The 20,101-nt window shown below is 72.8% G+C and carries 17 protein-coding genes and 1 tRNA gene; 8 read left to right on the forward strand and 10 right to left on the reverse strand.

Annotated elements, in window-relative coordinates:
* Window positions 1–7: 7 nt before the first annotated feature.
* The 6 genes from kdpB to ACIQ9P_RS16070 form a co-directional block, all read right to left on the reverse strand.
* Window positions 8–2,134: a potassium-transporting ATPase subunit KdpB gene (gene kdpB / locus ACIQ9P_RS16045; RefSeq protein WP_402355378.1), complete on the reverse strand. Its 2,127-nt coding sequence runs from the start codon at window positions 2,132–2,134 to the stop codon at window positions 8–10.
* Between the two features lie 11 nt (window positions 2,135–2,145).
* Window positions 2,146–3,807, reverse strand: coding sequence for a potassium-transporting ATPase subunit KdpA (gene kdpA, locus ACIQ9P_RS16050; protein ID WP_402355380.1), 1,662 nt, complete (start codon window positions 3,805–3,807; stop codon window positions 2,146–2,148).
* 1 nt (window position 3,808) lies between these two features.
* Entirely contained in the window at window positions 3,809–3,898 is a 90-nt protein-coding gene (gene kdpF, locus ACIQ9P_RS16055; RefSeq protein ID WP_402355382.1) for a K(+)-transporting ATPase subunit F, read from the reverse strand.
* Window positions 3,895–4,089: a hypothetical protein gene (locus ACIQ9P_RS16060; RefSeq protein ID WP_402355384.1), complete on the reverse strand. Its 195-nt coding sequence runs from the start codon at window positions 4,087–4,089 to the stop codon at window positions 3,895–3,897. Before ACIQ9P_RS16060 ends, kdpF begins: the two co-directional genes overlap by 4 nt.
* Before the next feature lie 317 nt (window positions 4,090–4,406).
* On the reverse strand, window positions 4,407–6,401 hold the full coding sequence (locus tag ACIQ9P_RS16065) for an APC family permease (protein ID WP_402355840.1): 1,995 nt from the start codon (window positions 6,399–6,401) through the stop codon (window positions 4,407–4,409).
* 344 nt (window positions 6,402–6,745) lie between these two features.
* Window positions 6,746–8,611, reverse strand: coding sequence for an APC family permease (locus tag ACIQ9P_RS16070; protein ID WP_402355386.1), 1,866 nt, complete (start codon window positions 8,609–8,611; stop codon window positions 6,746–6,748).
* A gap of 352 nt (window positions 8,612–8,963) precedes the next feature.
* Between ACIQ9P_RS16070 and ACIQ9P_RS16075 the strand changes: the two genes are divergently transcribed.
* Entirely contained in the window at window positions 8,964–9,647 is a 684-nt protein-coding gene (locus tag ACIQ9P_RS16075; RefSeq protein WP_402355388.1) for an HAD family hydrolase, read from the forward strand.
* Between the two features lie 67 nt (window positions 9,648–9,714).
* Here the strand turns inward: ACIQ9P_RS16075 and ACIQ9P_RS16080 are convergent.
* A tRNA-Tyr gene (locus tag ACIQ9P_RS16080) sits at window positions 9,715–9,795 on the reverse strand.
* A 215-nt stretch (window positions 9,796–10,010) separates the two neighbouring features.
* On the opposite strand from ACIQ9P_RS16080, the gene ACIQ9P_RS16085 reads away from it, so the two are divergent.
* A complete protein-coding gene (locus tag ACIQ9P_RS16085; RefSeq protein ID WP_402355390.1) occupies window positions 10,011–10,499 on the forward strand; it encodes a YajQ family cyclic di-GMP-binding protein in 489 nt (162 codons plus the stop codon).
* 96 nt (window positions 10,500–10,595) lie between these two features.
* On the opposite strand, the gene ACIQ9P_RS16090 is transcribed toward ACIQ9P_RS16085, so the two are convergent.
* A complete protein-coding gene (locus ACIQ9P_RS16090) occupies window positions 10,596–11,273 on the reverse strand; it encodes a hypothetical protein (RefSeq protein WP_402355392.1) in 678 nt (225 codons plus the stop codon).
* Window positions 11,274–11,479: 206 nt separating this feature from the next.
* On the reverse strand, window positions 11,480–12,079 hold the full coding sequence (locus ACIQ9P_RS16095) for a hypothetical protein (RefSeq protein WP_402355394.1): 600 nt from the start codon (window positions 12,077–12,079) through the stop codon (window positions 11,480–11,482).
* Between the two features lie 558 nt (window positions 12,080–12,637).
* Here ACIQ9P_RS16095 and ACIQ9P_RS16100 point away from each other — a divergent pair.
* The 6 genes from ACIQ9P_RS16100 (at window position 12,638) to mug (ending at window position 19,114) form a co-directional block, all read left to right on the forward strand.
* On the forward strand, window positions 12,638–14,116 hold the full coding sequence (locus tag ACIQ9P_RS16100; protein ID WP_402355843.1) for an APC family permease: 1,479 nt from the start codon (window positions 12,638–12,640) through the stop codon (window positions 14,114–14,116).
* Window positions 14,113–14,547, forward strand: a complete 435-nt coding sequence (locus ACIQ9P_RS16105; RefSeq protein ID WP_402355396.1) for a hypothetical protein — start codon at window positions 14,113–14,115, stop codon at window positions 14,545–14,547. Before ACIQ9P_RS16100 ends, ACIQ9P_RS16105 begins: the two co-directional genes overlap by 4 nt.
* A 35-nt stretch (window positions 14,548–14,582) precedes the next feature.
* A complete protein-coding gene (locus ACIQ9P_RS16110; protein WP_402355398.1) occupies window positions 14,583–15,935 on the forward strand; it encodes a dipeptidase in 1,353 nt (450 codons plus the stop codon).
* A 193-nt stretch (window positions 15,936–16,128) separates the two neighbouring features.
* Entirely contained in the window at window positions 16,129–17,247 is a 1,119-nt protein-coding gene (locus ACIQ9P_RS16115) for a M24 family metallopeptidase (protein ID WP_402355400.1), read from the forward strand.
* A gap of 131 nt (window positions 17,248–17,378) precedes the next feature.
* On the forward strand, window positions 17,379–18,455 hold the full coding sequence (locus ACIQ9P_RS16120) for a phosphatase PAP2 family protein (RefSeq protein WP_402355402.1): 1,077 nt from the start codon (window positions 17,379–17,381) through the stop codon (window positions 18,453–18,455).
* Window positions 18,452–19,114 carry a G/U mismatch-specific DNA glycosylase gene (gene mug, locus ACIQ9P_RS16125; RefSeq protein WP_402355404.1) on the forward strand — a complete coding sequence of 221 codons (663 nt, stop codon included), beginning with the start codon at window positions 18,452–18,454 and terminating at the stop codon, window positions 19,112–19,114. Before ACIQ9P_RS16120 ends, mug begins: the two co-directional genes overlap by 4 nt.
* 51 nt (window positions 19,115–19,165) lie before the next feature.
* Here the strand turns inward: mug and ACIQ9P_RS16130 are convergent, their stop codons facing one another.
* A complete protein-coding gene (locus ACIQ9P_RS16130) occupies window positions 19,166–20,080 on the reverse strand; it encodes a LysR family transcriptional regulator (RefSeq protein WP_402355406.1) in 915 nt (304 codons plus the stop codon).
* Between the last annotated feature and the right edge of the window lie 21 nt (window positions 20,081–20,101).

Raw genomic sequence — 20,101 nt, forward strand, 5'->3', positions numbered from 1 at the left:
TCTCTTGCTAGTTGAGGCCGGGGACGAACTGGACGACCAGGTCGATCAGCTTGATGCCGACGAACGGGACGACCAGGCCGCCGAGGCCGTAGACGCCGATGTTGCGACGGAGCAGCGAACTGGCGTCGGAGGGCCGGTACTTCACTCCGCGCAGGGCGAGCGGGATCAGACCGACGATGACCAGGGCGTTGAAGACGATCGCCGAGGTGATAGCGGACTGGGGGCTGTGCAGGCCCATGATGTTGAGCTTGTCCAGGCCCGGGTACACCGCCGCGAACATCGCCGGGATGATCGCGAAGTACTTGGCGACGTCGTTGGCGATGGAGAAGGTGGTCAGCGCGCCGCGGGTGATCAGGAGCTGCTTGCCGATCTCGACGATCTCGATCAGCTTGGTCGGGTCGGAGTCCAGGTCGACCATGTTGCCGGCCTCCTTGGCCGCCATGGTCCCGGTGTTCATCGCGACCCCGACATCGGCCTGGGCGAGGGCGGGGGCGTCGTTGGTGCCGTCGCCCGTCATCGCGACCAGCTTGCCGCCGGCCTGCTCCTTCTTGATCAGGGCCATCTTGTCCTCGGGGGTGGCCTCGGCGAGGAAGTCGTCCACGCCCGCCTCCTCCGCGATCGCCCGGGCGGTCAACGGGTTGTCGCCGGTGATCATGACGGTCCTGATGCCCATCCGGCGCAGCTCGTCGAACCGCTCCCGCATGCCCTCCTTCACCACGTCCTTGAGGTGGATCACCCCGAGGGCCGTGGGGGCCGCGGTGCCGGTCCGGGTGGCGACGAGCAGCGGGGTGCCACCGGCGGCGGAGATGCCGTCGACCAGGTCGGCGACGTCCTCGCCGACCGTGCCGCCGTTCTCCGTCACCCAGTTGGCGACCGAGCCGGCCGCGCCCTTGCGGACCTGGAACAGGTCCTCGTCCTCGTCGAGGTCCACGCCCGACATCCGGGTCTGCGCGGTGAACGGCACCCAGGTGGCGTGCGTCGACTCGCCCCGGGCGCGGGCCCGCAGGCCGTACTCGGTCTCGGCGAGGACGACGATCGAACGGCCCTCCGGCGTCTCGTCCGCCAGGGACGACAGCTGCGCGGCGTCGGCCAGCTCCTCGGAGGACACGCCGGTCACCGGAAGGAACTCGGCGGCCTGGCGGTTGCCGAGGGTGATGGTGCCGGTCTTGTCGAGCAGCAGGGTGTTGACGTCGCCCGCCGCCTCGACGGCGCGGCCCGACATCGCCAGCACGTTGCGCTGGACCAGCCGGTCCATACCGGCGATGCCGATCGCGGAGAGCAGCGCGCCGATGGTGGTCGGGATCAGCGCCACGATCAGCGCGACCAGCACGATCATCGACTGCGGGGCCCCGGCGTAGGTGGCCATCGGCTGCAGGGTGACGACCGCCACCAGGAACACGATCGTCAGCGAGGCGAGCAGGATGTTGAGCGCGATCTCGTTCGGGGTCTTCTGCCGGGCGGCGCCCTCGACCAGGGCGATCATCCGGTCGATGAAGGACTTGCCGGGCTCGGAGGCGATCTTCACCACGATCCGGTCCGAGAGCACCTTGGTGCCACCGGTCACGGCCGAGCGGTCGCCGCCCGACTCCCGGATCACCGGCGCGGACTCGCCCGTGATCGCCGACTCGTCGACCGAGGCCACGCCCTCGACGACGTCACCGTCGCCGGGGATGATCTGCCCGGCCTCGACCACCACGTGGTCACCGAGCCGCAGCGCGGTACCGGCCACCTCCTCCTCGGCCCGCGAGCGCGGCCAGTCGGTGAGGCGGCGGGCCATGGTGTCGCTCTTGGTCCGGCGCAGGGTGTCCGCCTGCGCCTTGCCCCGGCCCTCGGCGACGGCCTCGGCCAGGTTGGCGAAGACCGTGGTCAGCCAGAGCCACACCGTGATCGACCAGGCGAACACGCTGGGATCGGCCACCGCGGCGACGGTGGTGACGACCGAGCCGACCTCGACCACGAACATCACCGGGTTCTTCACCATCACCCGGGGGTCGAGCTTCTTCACCGCGTCCGGCAGGGACGCCACGATCAGCTTCGGGTCCAGCAGGCCGCCGGACACTCTGTGCGGCGCCACGGCGGGCGACGTCTCCGGCGGCGGGGCCGGCTTCCCGGCCCGCTCGGATTCTTCGGTCATGGTGGACGACATCAGGAGAGACCTTCCGCGATCGGCCCGAGAGCCAGGGCCGGGAAGTAGGTGAGGCCGACGACGATCAGGACGACGCCCGACAGCAGGCCCACGAACAGCGGCTTGTGGGTGGGCAGGGTGCCCGGGGTGGCGGGGACCGGCTGCTGCTGCGCGAGCGTGCCGGCCAGGGCCAGGACGAAGACCATCGGCAGGAAGCGGCCGAACACCATCGCCAGGCCGATCGCGGTGTCGTACCAGTCGGTGTTCACCGTGATGCCGGCGAACGCCGAGCCGTTGTTGTTGGCGCCCGAGGTGAAGGCGTACAGCACCTCGGAGAATCCGTGCGCCCCGCTGTTCAGCATCCCGGCCCGCTGGCCCGGCAGCGCCATCGCGACGCCCGTGCCGACCAGCACCAGGGTCGGCGTGGTCAGGATGTAGAGGGAGGCGAACTTCATCTCCCGCCCGCCGAGCTTCTTGCCCAGGTACTCCGGGGTGCGGCCGACCATCAGCCCGGCCACGAACACCGCGACGATCGCCAGCACCAGCATCCCGTACAGGCCCGAGCCCACACCGCCGGGCGCGATCTCGCCCAGCATCATGTTGAACATCGTCAGCCCGCCGCCGAACGCGGTGTACGAGTCGTGGAAGGAGTTCACCGCACCGGTCGAGGTGAGCGTCGTCGAGGCCGCGAACAGGCTGGACGCCGCGATGCCGAACCGCTGCTCCTTGCCCTCCATCGCCGCGCCCGCCGACTGCAGCGCGCTGCCCGCGTGGTGCGACTCGGCCAGGGTCAGCAGGGCCACCGAGGCGACCCAGAACAGGCCCATCACCGAGACGATCGCGTAGCCCTGCCGGTTGTCGCCGACCATCCGGCCGAAGGCCCGCGGCAGCGCGAACGGGATCACCAGGATCAGGAAGACCTCGACCAGGTTGGAGAAGCCGGTCGGGTTCTCGAACGGGTGCGCCGAGTTGGCGTTGTAGAACCCGCCGCCGTTGGTGCCCAGCAGCTTGATGACCTCCTGCGAGGCCACCGGACCGCCCGGCACCGACTGCGGGTCGCCGGCCAGGGTGGCGACCTCGTGGAAGCCGTGGAAGTTCTGCACCACGCCACTGGCCACCAGGACCAGGGCGAACACGATCGCGACCGGCAGCAGCAGCCGGACGCTGATCCGGATCAGGTCCACCCAGAAGTTGCCCAGCCGGTCGGTGCGGTTGCGGGTGAAGCCCCGGATCAGGGTGGCCACGACCGCGATGCCGACGGCCGCCGAAACGAAGTTCTGCACCGCCAGCCCGGCCATCTGCGCCAGGTGCCCCATCGCGGACTCGCCGCTGTAGGACTGCCAGTTGGTGTTGGCCACGAAGGAGATCGCGGTGTTCCACGCCTGGTGGCCGGACATCTGCGGCACGCCCAGGCCCAGCGGCAGCCACTGCTGCACCCGGATCAGGGCGTAGAGGAAGAGGACGGACACCGCCGAGAAGGCCAGCACCGACCGCAGGTAGACCGGCCAGCGCTGGTCGGCGTCGGCGTCCACGCCGATCACCCTGTAGAGGGCCTTCTCGGCTCTCAGGTGCTTCTTCGACGTGAGGGTGTGGGCGATGTGGTCGCCCAGGGGGCGGTAGCACAGGGCCAGTGCGCCCACCAGGGCGAGGACCTGAAGCCAGCCCGCGAGAGTGGAGCCCATGTCAGAACTTCTCCGGGTGGATCAGCGCGAGGACGAGGTAGCCGACGAGGGCCACGGCGACGATGAGACCTGCGACGTTCTCGACGCTCACAGCTTCTCCACCCCCCGCGCGATCAGGGCGATGACGCCGAACACGGCGACCGTGACGACGACGTAGATGAGATCGGACATGGACTCCACCACGGTGGTTCGGAGGTGGCCGCGGCCCGCGTTCAGCTGCCGGCACGGCGCGCCGGCGGAGAGGCCGGCAGAGCCCAGCCAACCGCGCTCACGGAGCGTCAACGGCGTTCTTGACGCCCTCCATACGGTGGCCGTTCGATTGTTGACGGCCTCCATACGGGGCCTTGTCCGGGCCGTGACCGGGGCCCGGTCCGGGCCGCGGCCGAGGCCCCGGCCGGGCCGTGAGCGGGGCCCCGGCCGGATTTCCGGCCGGGGGGGCGCGGTCGCGCGCCGGGTACCGTTCGACCGGACTGCGGCCAGGTACGACCGGACCACGGCCCGGTCCCCGCCAGGTGCGCCCGACTGCGGCGAGGCCCCGGACAGCGGGTGCTGTCCGGGGCCTCGGCCCGCGTTCCCGGGACCACCGGTCCGCGGCCCGCCTAAGCGTTTTCGGGGGCCCGGAGCTTCTCCCGCTCACGGCGCACCGCCGGCTCGCCGCGCCGGACCGCGCCCGGGGCGCGCCCCGAGGGCCGGTCCGCCCGGTTGGAGGAGGTCAGCTGCCACGGCACGCTGATCACCATCACGCCCGGGGTGAACAGCAGCCGGCTCTTCAGCCAGAGCGCCGACTGGTTGTGCAGCAGGTGCTCCCACCAGTGTCCGACCACGTACTCCGGGATGAACACCGCCACCGCGTCCTGCGGACTGGTCCGCCGGTAGTCCCGCACGTACTGGACCACCGGCCTGGTGATCTCCCGGTACGGCGAGTCCAGCACCTTCAGCGGCACCGGCAGGGCCAGTTCCTCCCAGCGGCGCTCCAGTTCCCCGGTGGCGTCCGGCTCGACCGCGACCGTGAGCGCCTCCAGCGAGTCCGGAGCGAACGCCTGCGCGTAGCCGATCGCCCGCAGGGTGGGCTTGTGCACCTTGGAGACCAGCACGATGCCGTGCACCCGGGACGGCCGCACCGACTCGGCCTCCGGGTCGTCCACCGCCAGTTCCTCCGCGACGCCGTCGTAGTGCCGGCGGATGCCGCGCATCATCACCCACAGCACCGCCGCCGCGACCACGGCCAGCCAGGCGCCCTGGGTGAACTTGGTCAGCAGCACGATGACCAGCACCAGCGCGGTGGTCACCGCGCCGAAGGAGTTGATCACCCGGGAACGCTGGGCGGACCCCCGCACCGCCGGGTCGGTCTCGGTGGCCAGGACCCGGTTCCAGTGCTTGACCATGCCGATCTGCGACAGCGTGAAGGAGGTGAAGACGCCCAGGATGTAGAGGTGGATCAGGCTGGTGACATCGGCGTCGTACAGCCAGAGGAGGCCACCGGCCACCACGGCCAGCGCGATGATCCCGTTGGAGAAGGCCAGCCGGTCGCCGCGGGTGTGCATCTGCCGGGGCAGGTAGCGGTGCTCGGCCAGGATCGAGGCCAGCAGCGGGAAGCCGTTGAACGCCGTGTTGGCCGCCAGGATCAGCACCAGCGCGGTGACGGCCTGGACGAAGTAGAAGAGGACGCTGCCGTCCCCGCCGAGGACCGCCGCCGCCAGCTGGGCGATCACGGTCTGCTGCGGCGCGGTCGCGCAGTCCCCCGGGAAGCCGCTGAGGTGACAGGCGTCGTCGGCGATGTGGACCTTGGAGATCAGCGCCAGCGCGGTGATGCCGATGAACATCACCACGGCCGTGGTGCCCATCACCGCCATGGTGGCGGCGGCGTTCCGCGACTTCGGCGCCCGGAAGGCCGGCACGCCGTTGGAGATCGCCTCCACACCGGTCAGCGCCGTGCAACCGGAGGCGAAGGCGCGCAGGCCCAGCATCAGCAGCCCCAGCCCGGCCAGGGTGTCCTTGCCGTCCACCGGCACGATCCCGTACGCGGCGCTGGCCGCCACCGGGGCGTCGCCGAACGCCGCCCGGACCAGTCCGGTGACCACCATCAGCAGGATGCCGCCGATGAACAGGTAGGTCGGCGCGGCGAACGCCTTGCCGGACTCCCGGACACCGCGCAGGTTCACCGCCATCAGCAGCACGACGAAGCCGACCGCCAGCTCCACCCGGTGGTCCGCCAGCGAGGGCAGCGCCGAGATGATGTTGTCCACGCCGGAGGCCACCGAGACGGCGACCGTCATCACGTAGTCGACCAGCAGCGAGGCGGCCACCACCAGGCCCGAGTTGGCGCCCAGGTTGCGCGACACCACCTCGTAGGAGCCGCCACCGCTGGGATAGGCGTGCACCACCTGGCGGTAGGACATCACCACGACCGCCATCAGCGCGACCACACCGGCCGCGACCCACGGGGTCAGGTTGAGGAAGGCGGCGCCACCGACGGTGAGCACCAGCAGGATCTCCTGGGTCGCGTAGGCGACCGAGGAGAGCGGGTCGGAGGCGAAGATCGGCAGGGCCAGGCGCTTGGGGAGCAGCGTCTCGCCGAGCTCCTCGCTGCGCATGGCCCGGCCGATCACTAGGCGCTTGAGCGCCTGGGGCAGGTTGAACACATGGGCGAGCGTAAGGGCGCACACCGGGCGCGCAATGGGCCGTCATGGCGTGCGCGGAGCGCCCGACACGCCCGAGCGGCGGGGTGTTTCCGCAGGTCGGAGCCGCTATGGGCGGGGCGTTCCGGGCACGGTGGAGGAGCTCGGGGGGTGGCCGGAGGGGCCGTTAAGACATCGTCAAGATATGACGATCGACTCCTTTACATCCCTCCATACCGCCTCAATCCCCCCTCTGCTCCTCTCTCCCCGCCCTCTACCTCTCCCCTCCATTCCCCTCTCCTCCTCTCCCCCTCCTCCCCTCACATCCGCATCCGGAGCCGGCAGACCACCGCGTCGGTGTGGCGGCGCAGCGCGCGGTCGATGACGGCGCCGCGCCGGTTCTGCAGCGCGCGCTGCCAGGGGCGGGCCGGCTCGACCTCGGGGATGAGCACGGTGAGGCGGTCGTAGGCGTGCTCGGCGGCGAGGTCGTTGACGAAGTCCGCGATCGGCCGCCCGAGCCGGCGGTGGCCGTCCGGGATCTCCACCAGGGGGACGCCCGGACGCCAGAGCTCCCAGTCCCGGCGCAGCGCCTCCGTCCCGGCGGGGTCGTGGACGACGGTGACGGCCATGACCTCGTCGCCGAGGGAGAGGGCGGCGGAGAGGCCGTCGCGGGTGAGGCGGGTGATCGCGGTGACCGGGACGACCACCAGGCTGCGCTGCGGGGTGAGCGGGCCGGGGACCCGGCCGAGCTCCAGGCGTTCACCGATCCGGGCGTAGCCGCGGTGGACCGCCTCGAAGAGCAGCACCAGCAGCGGCAGGGCCAGACAGATGCCCCAGGCGCCCTCGGTGAACTTCGTCCCGGTGACGACCAGGGCGGCGGTGCCGGTGAGCAGCGCCCCGAAGCCGTTGAGCGCCGCCTTCGCCCGCCAGTGGGCCGGCTTCTCCAGCGCCCAGTGCCGGACCATACCGACCTGGCAGACGGTGAAGCCGACGAAGACGCCGATCGCGAACAGCGGGACCAGGCTGTTGACGTCGCCGCCGGAGGCGACCAGCAGCACGGCCGAGACGGCCGCCAGGAACAGCACGCCGTGACGGTGCACCTGACGGTCGGCGCGCAGGGCGAAGACGTGCGGCAGGTGGTTGTCGCGGGCCAGCAGGTGGAGCAGGACCGGCAGGCCGCCGAAGGAGGTGTTGGCGGCCAGGCCGAGCAGGACGACAGTGGCGGACTGGACGACGTAGAAGCCGACGCCGTGACCGAGCGAGGCGTCGGCGAGCTGGGCCAGCACGGTGACGCCCTCGACCGGCTGGAGGTGGAAGCGGCCGATCAGTACGGCCAGTCCGATGAGCATCACACCGAGCAGCGCGCCGAGCGCGACCTCGGTGCGCTGGGCGCGCTTCACGCCCGGCGCGCGGAACGAGGGGACGGCGTTCGCCACCGCCTCCACGCCGGTGAGCGCCGAGCAGCCGGCCGCGAACGCCCGGAGCAGCAGCAGCGCGCCGACCGTCGTCGCGTTCCCCGTCAGCGCCGAGGCGTGCCCGGCCGCCGCGACCGTACTCGCCGGCGCGTCCCGGAACAGGCCCACCACGACGATCGACAGCACCGACAGTACGAAGACGGCCGTGGGCGCCATGAACCAGCGGGCGGACTCGGCGATCCCGCGCAGGTTCACCGCCGTCACCAGCGCCAGGACGCCCAGGCAGAGCCACACCCGGTCCTCGTACAGGCCCGGCACGGCGGAGGTCAGCGCCGCCACGCCGGCCGTTACCGAGACCGCGACGTTCAGCACGTAGTCGGTCACCAGGGAGGCCGCGGCCGTCAGCGCCGTCCGCCGGCCCAGGTGCTCCTTCGCCACCGCGTAGGCGCCGCCGCCGTCCGGGAACGCCGCGATCACCTGCCGGTAGGAGGCCACCAGCACGGCCAACAGGACCGCGATCGCCGCCGTGACGGGGAGGGTGAAGCCGAGCCCGTACGCGCCGGCCGCGGCGAGTACCAGCACGATCGACTCCGGCCCGTAGGCCACCGAGGCCATCGCGTCCAGGGAGAGCGCCGCCAGTCCGCCGGACACCGTCAGCCGGTGCCGGTCGTCGTCGCCCCGGTCAGCACCACCTCCGTCACCACCGCGCCCGCCGTTCGCCGCGGCGCGGGTGTCCGGCGGCTGGGGTTCGGTGGTGAGGGGGCTGGACATCGGGCAGGACCTCCGCGGTCGATCGGCTGCTCCGATCCTGCGGGTCGCGCACCGGTCCCACCGCCGGTCCGTACGGGTTCCTGACGCCCCCGGCCCCGCTCCTGACGGTCCCTTGACAGGGCCTCGGCGGGGTTTGGGCGGGGTGGGCGGACCGCTGTCCCGGCGGGCGCCGGTTGGGAAGACGATCAGCTGTGGCGGAGGACTCCCGACGCGCTCGCGCGCGGCCGGGACTGCTCGACGGACGAGCCGAAACGGTCCGGTCCCACCCTGCCCCACCACTGTGCTGCCTGCTCCAGGTAATTGCAAGTCGTTCGCAATAAGTCCGACCCTGATGATCCACTACTCTCCGCACATGAAAAGGCACCCTCCGACACCGCCGTCGTTCCCCCTGCTCCTCATCGACCTGGACCACACCCTGGTCGAACGCGACGGCGGCCCCGACGCCTGGACCCCGGCCTTCTGCGCCACCCACGGCCTCCCGCCCGAGGCCGCCCCCACCGTCTTCGCCCTCCTCCGCGCCGACCGCTCCCCCACCGGCTTCACCCGGATCGCCGCCCAGTACGACCTCCCGCACACCGGCGCCGACCTCTGGGAGGAACACGTCGCCCAGGAGGCCGCCCGCACCCACCCGCTCCCCGGCGTCCCCGAGGCCCTCGCCGCCCTGCGCGCCGCCGGCTGGCCCATCGCCGTCGTCACCAACGGCTCCACCGACATCCAGCGCGCCAAACTCACCCGCACCGGCCTGCTCCCCGCCGTCGACGCCGTCGTCGTCTCCGAGGAGGCCGGCACCCGCAAACCCGCCCCCGAGATCTTCCACCTCGCCGCCGCCCGCCTCGGCCGCACCCTCACCCCCACCGACTGGATGGTCGGCAACAACCCCGCCACCGACATCCGCGGCGCCCACGCCACCGGCCTCCACTCCATCTGGATCACCCCCGACCCACCCCCACACCTCCCCCCGACCCACCCCACCCCCACCCGCACGGCCCCCGACACCCCCGCCGCCGCGGCCCACCTCCTCACCCTCCACCACTGACCCCACCGGAAACGCAGAACGGCCCCCGATCCACGTCTCCGTGAATCGGGGGCCGTTCTCTATCCTGTGGCTGGTGCAGGGTTCGAACCTGCGTAGCTTGCGCGGCAGATTTACAGTCTGCTCCCTTTGGCCGCTCGGGCAACCAGCCAGGATGTTCGCCGTCCGGGGCTTGCCCCGTTCGACTGGGTAAACCTTACCCGATGCTGGGGGGTGCTTCGCCACCCGGTTCCCCGGGGGCGGATGGGCGGGTGCGGCGCGGGCGTCCCGGGCGGGGTTGGGGGTCGGCTGGATAGGCTGGGACGGCGGACACCCGGTGGGGTGGGCCGTGTCAGTGCAGCCAGAGCATCAAGGAGACCAACACCCATGGCCGACTCCAGTTTCGACATCGTCTCGAAGGTCGAGTGGCAGGAGGTCGACAACGCGATCAACCAGACCTCCCGCGAGATCTCCACGCGCTTCGACTTCAAGAACGTCGGCGCCGAGATCAAGCGCTCCGGCGAGACGATCGAGATGAAGGCCAACGGCGAGGAGCGCGTCAAGGCGATCCTGGACGTGCTGCAGAGCAAGTTCATCAAGCGCGGCCTGTCGCTGAAGGCTCTGGACACCAAGGAACCGCAGCTGTCCGGCAAGGAGTACAAGATCTTCGCGGACGTGAAGGAGGGCATCTCCCAGGACGATGCCAAGAAGGTCGCGAAGATCATCCGGGACGAGGGCCCGAAGGGCGTCAAGGCCCAGGTCCAGGGCGACGAGCTCCGGGTGACCTCGAAGAGCCGTGACGACCTCCAGACCGTGCAGGCCCTGCTCAAGGGCAAGGACCTGGACTTCGCGCTCCAGTTCGTGAACTACCGCTAGTCGCGGGCCGACGCCGGTACGGCGAACGGTCGAGGGCGCGGTGACGAGGATGTCCTCGTCACCGCGCCCTCGTCGCGTTACGGGTGGCCGTCGGCGTCAGCGGGTGGCAGCGGCGGCGGCCGCCGCGTCACCGAGGGCCTTGGCCTGGGACTTGAGGGTGGCCAGCTGGTCCGCCAGGGCGGCCGGCGGGGCCGGGACGGCCGGGGTGACCGCCGTCGGGGGTGCCACGGTCGGGGGCGGGGTGGGGAGGGTCGGGAGGGTGGGCGGCGTCGGGAGTTGGCCGAGCAGGCCCTGGAGGGTGCCCGCCAGCGAGGCGAGGAGTTGCTGGACAACGCCGAGGTCGACCCCGCCGAGCAGGTCGGGGACCGCCGAGAGCAGGCCGCCGACGAGATCGAGGACGCCGCTGAGGGCGGAGGTCGGGTCGGGGGCGTCGGCCGGGAGCGCGGGGGCGGCCGGCAGTCCGGGAACCGCCGGGACCGCCGGAGCCGCGGGGGCTTCCGGAGCCCCGGGGGCCGCCGGGAGCCCCGGTGCCGCGGGGAGTGCGGGCAGCGGGGGCATTCCGGGCAGTGCGGGGAGACCCGCCAGTGACATCGGCGCGGTGGGGGGCGCCGGCACGGCGGGGAGGCCGGGGACGGTCACGGGGGTCACGGAGGTCAGGGGGAAGGTCGTGCGGTGGGGGGCGGCGGCTCCGTTGCCGACGGCGGCGGAGGCTGTCGCGACCGGGGTCAGCGCGAGGGCTGCGGTCAGCGCGGCGGCCATCCAGGTGGTGCGCATGGGGGATGCTTTCCTCTCGGTACAGATCGGGCGTCGTGCTCGATTCGGAGATCGGGCGTCATGCCTGATTCACACCGTGGGGCAGCCCCGTTGGCCCAGCCACCGCGTGTACGCCGAACGGTGCACGACACGCGGCGACACGCGACGACACGCGGTGGACGGGACCGTGGACGGAACGGCGGGAGAGCGGGAGGCCCCGGCGGACGTCAGTCGCCGGAGACCCAGGAGGCCGTGGCCCGGTGGGCCCCGAGCCCGACCGCGTCGAACTCGTCCCGGGCGTCGCCGCCCTCCCCCACCTGGGCGCCGAGCCGCCGCAGGACCCGGGAGATCGGGCTGCCCTCGGGCGGGAAGGCTTCGAACTCGCCGCTGGTGATGGGGCCGAGGTCGACCCGGCCGTCGGCCCAGACGGCGGCGCGCTGGGTGCCGGTGCCGCCGAAGTAGTCGGCCTCGACGCAGGCGATCGGCGCGGCTTTGGACCAGGCGGCGAGCCGGCGTTCGAGACCGTCCGGGAACCAGTCGAAGGAGACCGGACCGGCCGCGCGCGAAGCCGCCGGAGCGGCCGAGGAGGCCGAAGCGGCCTCGGCGGTCGAAGAGGTCGAGCCCGCCGAGGAGCCCGAGGAGCCGGAGGAGGTCGAGCCGCTCGCCGCCGCCCCGTCGCCGCCGCGGAAGGCGGCCAGGAACTCGGGGGTCGCCGGTATCAGTGCCAGCCCCTGGGCGAGTGGCCGCGGACGGGCGGCCGGAACCTCGGCGGCCGCCACCGCGACCAGCTCCGCCGGGCCGATCAGCGCCTGAAGTTCGTATGACATTCAGTCATCCTGAACCATGGCACCGACAGTCCGCCCGGCGTTTACGATTCCGTGCCCGGCCCGCCGTCATTCCGGGAGCCGGCGGCCGGGAAACCGGAGCCACCGGCCCGGAACCGGGCACGTCGGTCCGGGCGCCCCGGTGCGGACGCCTCGGTACGGACGCCTCGGTACGGACGCCTCGGTACGGACGCCTCCGAGGCCGCACTCGCGCGACCGCCCGACGGATCCGGCGATCCGGCGATCCGGCGCCGGCGCGCCCTGACCGCCGCTCACCCGGGCGGACGCACGCCGCATGCGGCCGCCGCGCCACCCGGGTGAACTGACCGGGTACGGCCCGCCCCGGGGCCACCCCCGGACCAGTGCTGTCGGGCCACCCCAGGAGGACCCATGAGTTCCATGGACATACCGTCGTCCGGCCGGGGCAGTCCCGGCCCGGGCGCACCCCGCGGCGGCACGCCCGGCGGCGGACCGGACGGCGGCGGACCGGACGGCCCCTCGTCGCGGACGGCCCGCGAACGCACCGGTGCGGTGGCCACCAGGATCGCGAACGCGCCCCGGATGTCCTGGCTGACGCTCGCCCTGATGACGACGAGTTCGGTGGCCAGCCTGCGCGCCGCGCCCACCATGGCGGTCTACGGTCTCGCCTGCGTCTTCCTCTACCTGCTCCCGGCCCTCGTCTTCCTGCTGCCGACCGCGCTGGTCTCGGCCGAGCTGGCGTCCGGCTGGGAGGGCGGCGTCTACCGCTGGGTGTCGGAGGGCCTGTCGAAGCCGCTCGGCTTCCTGGCCGTCTGGTGCCAGTTCGCGATGACGATCTTCTACTACCCGTCCCTGCTCGCGTACGTGGCCTCGACCATCGCCTACGTGGTCGACCCCGCGCTGGCGAGCAACGGGCTCTACACGGCGATCGTGATCATGGTGCTCTACTGGACCGGAGTCTGGGTCTCCTCCCGGGGCACCAAGGCGGTGGCCGGGCTCTCCTCGATGGGCCTGGTCATCGGGACCCTGATCCCCGGCACGCTGCTCGTCGTGCTCGGCATGGTCTTCCTCGGCCAGGGCAACGCGTCCGCCGCGCCGATGGACTCCTCGCACCTGTTCCCGCAGTGGACCGGCCTGGCCAGCCTGGTGCTGATCGTCAACAACTTCCTCAGCTACTCCGGCATGGAGATGAACGCGGTGCACGTCTCCTCGCTGCGCGACCCCGCCAAGGAGTTCCCGCGCGCGATGTTCACCGCCTCGGCGATGGTGCTGGCGATCTTCATCCTCCCCGCGCTGGCGATCAGCTGGGTGGTGCCGTCCAGCGAGCTGAGCCTGACGGCCGGCGTGATGCAGGCGTTCGACTCCTTCTTCCAGTACTTCCACATCGGCTGGCTGACCCCGGTGATCGCGGTGGCCCTGATCGCCGCCTCGCTCGGCGGCATGCTCACCTGGCTCGCCGGGCCCTCCAAGGGCCTGTTGCTGATCTCCCGCCAGGAGGGCTACCTCCCGCCGTTCCTGCAGCGGCTCAACAAGGAGGGCGTCCAGCAGAACCTGCTGGTCACCCAGGGCGTGGTCACCACCGTCATCGCCCTCGCCTACGCGCTGATCCCCAACGTCTCCAGCGCCTACTGGGTCTTCTCGGTGATCACCACCCAGGTGTACCTGATCGTCTACCTGCTGATGTTCGCGGCGGCGATCCGGCTGCGCCGCACCCAGCCCGACCACCCGCGCGGCTACCACGCGCCCGCGCTGGTGCCGATCGCCGTCACCGGCCTGGTGGCCTCGGCGGCGGCGATGGCGATCGGCTTCGTGCCGTCCTCGCAGTTCGGCAGCGGATCGGCCTGGTCGTACGTGCTGATCGTCGGCTGCGGCCTGGTGGTGCTGGGCCTGGTGATCCCCTACCTGTTCCTGCGGCTGCGCAAGCCGCAGTGGCGCTCGCCCGACGCCCAGGCCGAGCTCGCCGCCCAGGAGGCCGCCGAACTCGGCCAGGCCGGGGCGGACGACCCCCGCCCGGACGGCCCCCGCACCGACGGCCCCCGCACCGGCGGAGGTGCGGCATGACCAGCCTGATGGCCTCCCGGCACCGCTGGATCTACCTCGGCGCGATCGTGGTGCTGGTCGGCATGCTGATCACCGGCCTGCTCACCTTCACCCAGCTGCACCAGACCAACGAGGCCAACCGCAAGGCCCAGCAGCTGGGCGCGGCCCTGAGCGCCGCCGGCTACCCGGTGCCGACGCAGAACCAGATCGTGCACACCCTGGGCGAGGACGGCGGCGCCGTCTGCGAGGACCCGGCCAACGCGCTGAAGCAGGCGCAGTGGACGTACGGCATGTCGAACGGCGCGGGCGGCCCGGGTCAGCGCCCGGTGCTCTCCGACCGCGAGGTGGTCTTCGCCGAGTCGATCGTGCTCTCCGTGTACTGCCCGGACAAGCTCGCGGCGATCAAGGACAAGATCGCCGACCTCAAGCTCCACGACACCGTCCGCAACTGACGCCCCGCCCGGCCCACTGGTCCCGGAGGACCCCCATGACCGACGAACTCGCCCGCCGGATCGCCGACCTGATGCCGCGGGCCAAGGCCGACCTCGCCGAACTGGTCGCCCTCCCCTCCGTCGCCGACCCGCGCCAGTACCCGCCCGAGAACTGCCGCCGGGCCGCGGAGTGGGTCGCGGCGGCCTTCACCGAGGCCGGACTGCGCGACGTCCACCTGGAGGAGACCCCGGACGGCAGCCACGCCGTGGTCGGCCACCGGCCGCCGCCGCCCGGCGCGCCGACCGTCCTGCTCTACGCCCACTACGACGTCCAGCCCCCGCTCGACGACTCCGCCTGGACCTCCCCGCCGTTCGAGCTCACCGAGCGCGACGGCCGCTGGTACGGGCGCGGCACCGCCGACTGCAAGGGCAACATCGTCATGCACCTCACCGCGCTGCGGGCCCTCGGCGACGACCTGCCGGTCGGCCTCAAGCTGGTCGTGGAGGGCTCGGAGGAGCAGGGCACCGGCGGCCTGGAAGCCTATGTGCCGCCGCACGCCGGCGAGCTGCACGCCGACGCGCTGCTGGTCTGCGACACCGGCAACGCCGCCGTCGGCGTCCCCACCGCCACCACCTCGCTGCGCGGCCTGACGAACGTGGTGGTCACCGTCTCCGCGCTCGGCGGCGACATGCACTCGGGCATGTTCGGCGGTCCGGCCCCGGACGCCCTGGCCGCGCTGATCCGGGTGCTCGACTCGCTGCGCGACGCAGACGGCGGCACCCGGATCGACGGGCTGGACTGCACCGGCAGCTGGGTCGGGGTCGGCTACGACGAACAGCAGTTCCGCACCGACGCCGGTGTGCTGGACGGGGTCCGGCTGACCGGCTCCGGCACCGTCGCCGACCGGCTGTGGGCGCGGCCCGCCGTCACCGTGCTCGGCATCGACTGCCCGCCGGTGGTGGGGTCCGCCGCCGCGATCCCGGCCACCGCCCGGGCCCGGGTCAGCCTGCGGGTCCCGCCCGGGACCGACGCGGGCGCCGCCCGGGAGGCGCTCACCGCCCATCTGGAGGCCGCCGCGCCGTGGGGCGTGCGGATCGAGGTGGCCCCGGAGAGCACCGGTTCGCCGTTCAGCGCCGCCACCGGCGGGCCCGCGTACACGGCGCTCGACCGGGCGATGCGGGAGGTCTACGGTCGGCCGATGTCCTTCCTCGGCCAGGGCGGCTCGATCCCGCTCTGCAACGTGTTGGCCCGGACCTTCCCGGAGGCGGAGATCATCCTGATGGGCGTCGAGGAGCCGCGCTGCCTCATCCACGCGCCCAACGAGAGCGTCGACCCGACCGAGATCGAGCACATGGCCAACGTCGAGGCGCTCTTCCTCCGGCACTACGCCGACTCGCACCGGCCCTGACGACGACCTCGACCCGACCGCCCCCATCTCGACCCGACCACCACGAACGGCAACCGCCACGAACGGCAACCGCCACGAACCGCGCCCGTGACGAACCCGCCCCACCCGTGATGGAGTCGACGCGCACCCGGCCCGCCCGTCGACCGCCCCGCGCAGTCAGGAGACCCGCATGCCCCCGCCAGGAGAGTCCCGCATGCCCCGCCCCTTCACCACCGACGACTACCGCGCCCGCCTCGACCGGGCCACCGCCGCCGCCACCGGGGCCGGACTCGCCGGACTGGTCGTCGGCCCCGGTCCCGACCTCGTCCACCTGACCGGCTACCGGCCGACCGCGATCACCGAACGGCTCACCGCCCTCGTCCTCACCGCCGGACGCGAACCCGTGCTGATCGTCCCCGCCCTGGAACGCCCCGACGCCGAACGGGCCGAGGGCACCCCCGCCGTCCGGCTGCTGGACTGGACCGACGGCCAGGACCCGTACGCCGCCGCCGTCCCGCTGCTCAACCCGACCGGGCGGTACGGCGTCTCCGACAACACCTGGGCGATGCACCTGCTCGGGCTCCAGTCCGCCCTGCCGGGCACCGGCTGGACCTCGCTCACCGAGTCCCTGCCGATGCTGCGCGCGGTCAAGGGCCCCGACGAGCTGGAACGCCTCGCCGCGGCCGGCGGCGCCGCCGACGCCGCCTACCGGGGCATCCTGGAGGTGGAGTTCGCCGGCCGCCGGGAGACCGACGTGGCCGCCGACCTCAGCGCGCTGCTGATCCAGTACGGGCACAGCCAGGTCGACTTCACCGTGGTCGGCTCCGGCCCCAACGGCGCCAACCCGCACCACGAGGCCGGCGAGCGGATCATCGCGGCCGGCGACACCGTCGTCCTCGACTTCGGCGGCCTCAAGGACGGCTACGGCTCCGACACCACCCGCACCGTGCACGTCGGCACCGACGTCCCGGACGAGGTGCGGAAGGTCCACGACGTCGTCCGGCAGGCGCAGCAGACCGCCTTCGAGGCCGTCCGGCCGGGGATCGCCTGCCAGGAGATCGACCGGATCGCCCGCCGGGTCATCACCGAGGCCGGGTACGGCGAGTACTTCATCCACCGCACCGGCCACGGCATCGGCATCACCACGCACGAGCCGCCGTACCTGGTCGAGGGCGAGCGGCAGCCGCTCGTCCCGGGCATGTGCTTCTCGATCGAGCCGGGCGTCTACCTGCCGGGCCGGTTCGGGGTGCGGATCGAGGACATCGTCACGGTCACCGAGCAGGGCGGCCGACGGTTCAACAACACCCCGCACGAACTGGGCATCGTGTCGTGAGGCCGGCCCCGGGGACCACCCGGTCGGCCCTCGTCGCACTGCACCAACCGGGGCAATTCTGAGCCCTTCCTGAACGGACCGGACGTTCGCACCGAGAGTTCTCCAAGAATGCCTTGCTAGCTTCGACCGGCATGACCAGAATGCTCCGCCCGGCGCCGCCCACCCCGTCCGCGAGCGCCGGGCGGCTGCGTCCGGCCACCGGTTCCCGGAACGACGCGCGCACCGGCGCCGCCGCCCGGCTCCGACTGCTGGCGTGGCCGCTCTACCTCGCCGCCCTGCTCTGGTACCTGCGCGCCTACGGCCTGCCGTACACCAATGACCTGGTCTTCCTGTGGCTGATCGGCGCGCTGCTGGCCGCCGGTGTGCACAGCGGGCACGGGCCGCGCGGCTTCCTGCTGGTGCTGCGCGACTGGGTCCCGGTGATGGCCGTCGTCTGGGCCTACTCACTGCTCCGGGGCTACGGCGCGCACACCCCCTGGGGCCCGTACCTGTGGCCGCAGCAGCGGGCCGACGAACTCCTCGGCTTCGGCGAGACCCTGACGGTCCGGCTCCAGCACGGGCTCTACACGCCCGGCTCGCCGCACTGGTACGACTACGCCGCGGTCACCGTCTACATGTCGCACTTCTTCATGGTCTTCGTGGTGCTCGCGGTGCTCTGGCGCCGCCGCCACGACCGGTTCCGGCACCTGCTCACCTGCTACCTGGTGCTGACCTTCGCCGGCTTCGCGACGTACATCCTCTACCCGGCGGTGCCGCCGTGGCTGGCCTCCGAGGAGGGGCACCTGCCGGCCCTGACCCGGGTGGTCTCGGACGTGCTCGGCGGGATCGGACTGCCCCGGGCCGCCTCGGTGTTCGAGAACGGCAGCCAGTTCGCCAACGATGTCGCGGCGATGCCCTCGCTGCACTCGGCGTACCCGGCGATGCTGCTGTTCTTCTTCTGGCCGACCGCCTCGCGATGGCTGCGGGTGCTGCTAATCGCCTATCCGCTCGCGATGACCTTCACCCTGGTGTACGGGGCGGAGCACTTCCTGGTGGACGTCTTCGTCGGCTGGGCGTACGCGGCGGCGGCGGTGTACGGCGTGAGGTGGCTGCGGGAACGGCGGCGGACCAGGTCGCTGGCGGCGAGCGGGCCGGTCCCGGCGGTCGTGGGGGCGTCCGCGGGGGCGGATGTCCGGGAGGCGGTCCGCACCGGCAGACTGGACCCGTGACCGAGAAGCCGACCAGGGCCCCCGCGCCGGGCGCGCCGCCCAGGCCCACCGCCGAACAGCTGCTGGCCGCCCGTGACAGCACGATCGAGGACATCACCGCCCCCGGTCTGCGGGTCCTGTTCTGCGGCATCAACCCCGGGCTGTGGTCCGGCGCGACCGGTCACCACTTCGCCCGGCCCGGCAACCGCTTCTGGCCCGCGCTGCACCGCTCCGGGTTCACCCCCCGGCAGTTCCGCCCGGACGAGCAGCGGCAGCTGCTGGACCTCGGCCTCGGCATCACCAACGTCGCCCCGCGCGCGACCGCCAAGGCCGACGAGCTGACCGCCGAGGAGCTGCGCGCGGGCGGCGCGGCGCTCGCCGAGCGGGTGCTGCGGCTGCGGCCGCGCGCCCTGGCGGTGCTCGGCATCGGCGCCTACCGCACCGCCTTCGGGCGGCGGACGGCGTCGGTCGGACGGCAGGAGCGGGGCCTCGGCGACACCTCCGTCTGGGTGCTCCCCAACCCCAGCGGCCTCAACGCCCACTACACCCTGGACGCGCTGGCGGCGGAGTTCGCCGGGCTCCGCGCGGCGCTGGACGACGCGGAGCCGGACGGCCCGGAGCCGGACCGCTCGGAACCGGACCGTTCGGAGGAGGCCGAGCGGCCGGGCAACCGCGGCTGACGGCGCGACACCTCTCGGACCGCCGACACCCCTCGGGCCACCGACACCCGCTCAGGCCGCCGCCAGCCCTTCCGGCAGGGCCTGCCCGCGCAGCTCCCGCAGTTCCCGGATCAGCGCCCGCACCGCCGCCGTGCCCGCGAGTTCCGGCGTGGTCACGTACCCGACGTACCGGCTCGGCGGGTTCGGGCCGAGGTCGGTGACGGCCAGCCCGGGCGGGGCGCCGAGCAGGGCGGTCCGGGGCATGATCGCCATCCCGAGGCCCTGGGAGACCAGCGAGACGGCCACCGTGTCGTCCTCGACGTCGATGGTCGAGGGCGGGATCCAGTCCTGCCGGCCCCACCAGTCCCGGGTGTAGGAGCCGCAGTTCTCGTCCCAGTCGACCAGCGGGAGGCCGCGCGGCGCCGGGTGCCCGGCCGGGTGCGCGAGCGCGTAGGTCTCCTCGAACAGCCGGGCCGCGACCAGGCCGGGGACGGGCGGCGGCGCGGCGGGGTCGAGGGTCGCGAGGCCGAGGTCGGCCCGGCCGTCCGCGACCTCCCCGGCGGTGCCCCGGCCGATCTCGCGGACGATCCGCACCCGCGGTGTCAGTCCCGGGTGCCGGGTGGTCAGTCGGGCCAGGACCGGCGGCAGCAGATGGGCGGCGACGCTCCGGAACGCGGCGATCCGCAGCGTCCCGGTGACCTCGCCGGCCGGGTCGCCCGCACCGGCCGTCCGGACCTCCGGGCCCATCACCGCCAGCAGTCGCAGGATCCGCCGGGCGTACGCCACCGCCCGCTCCCCGGCCTCGGTCGGGCGCGCGCCGTGGCGCCCGCGCTCGAACAGCACCGCGCCGAGCTTCCGTTCACAGGCGCGCACGGCGTGCGAGACGGCGGACTGGCTGCTGTCGAGGCGCGCGGCGGCGGCCGTGAAGCCCTGTTCCTCGGCCACGGCGACCAGCACGCGCAGTTCGTGCGGGGCGAGATCGGTCATGCGGGCGACGCTACCGGATCC

It is taken from the genome of Kitasatospora sp. NPDC094019, assembly GCF_044764505.1.
In the GTDB taxonomy this organism is placed as follows: Bacteria; Actinomycetota; Actinomycetes; order Streptomycetales; family Streptomycetaceae; genus Kitasatospora.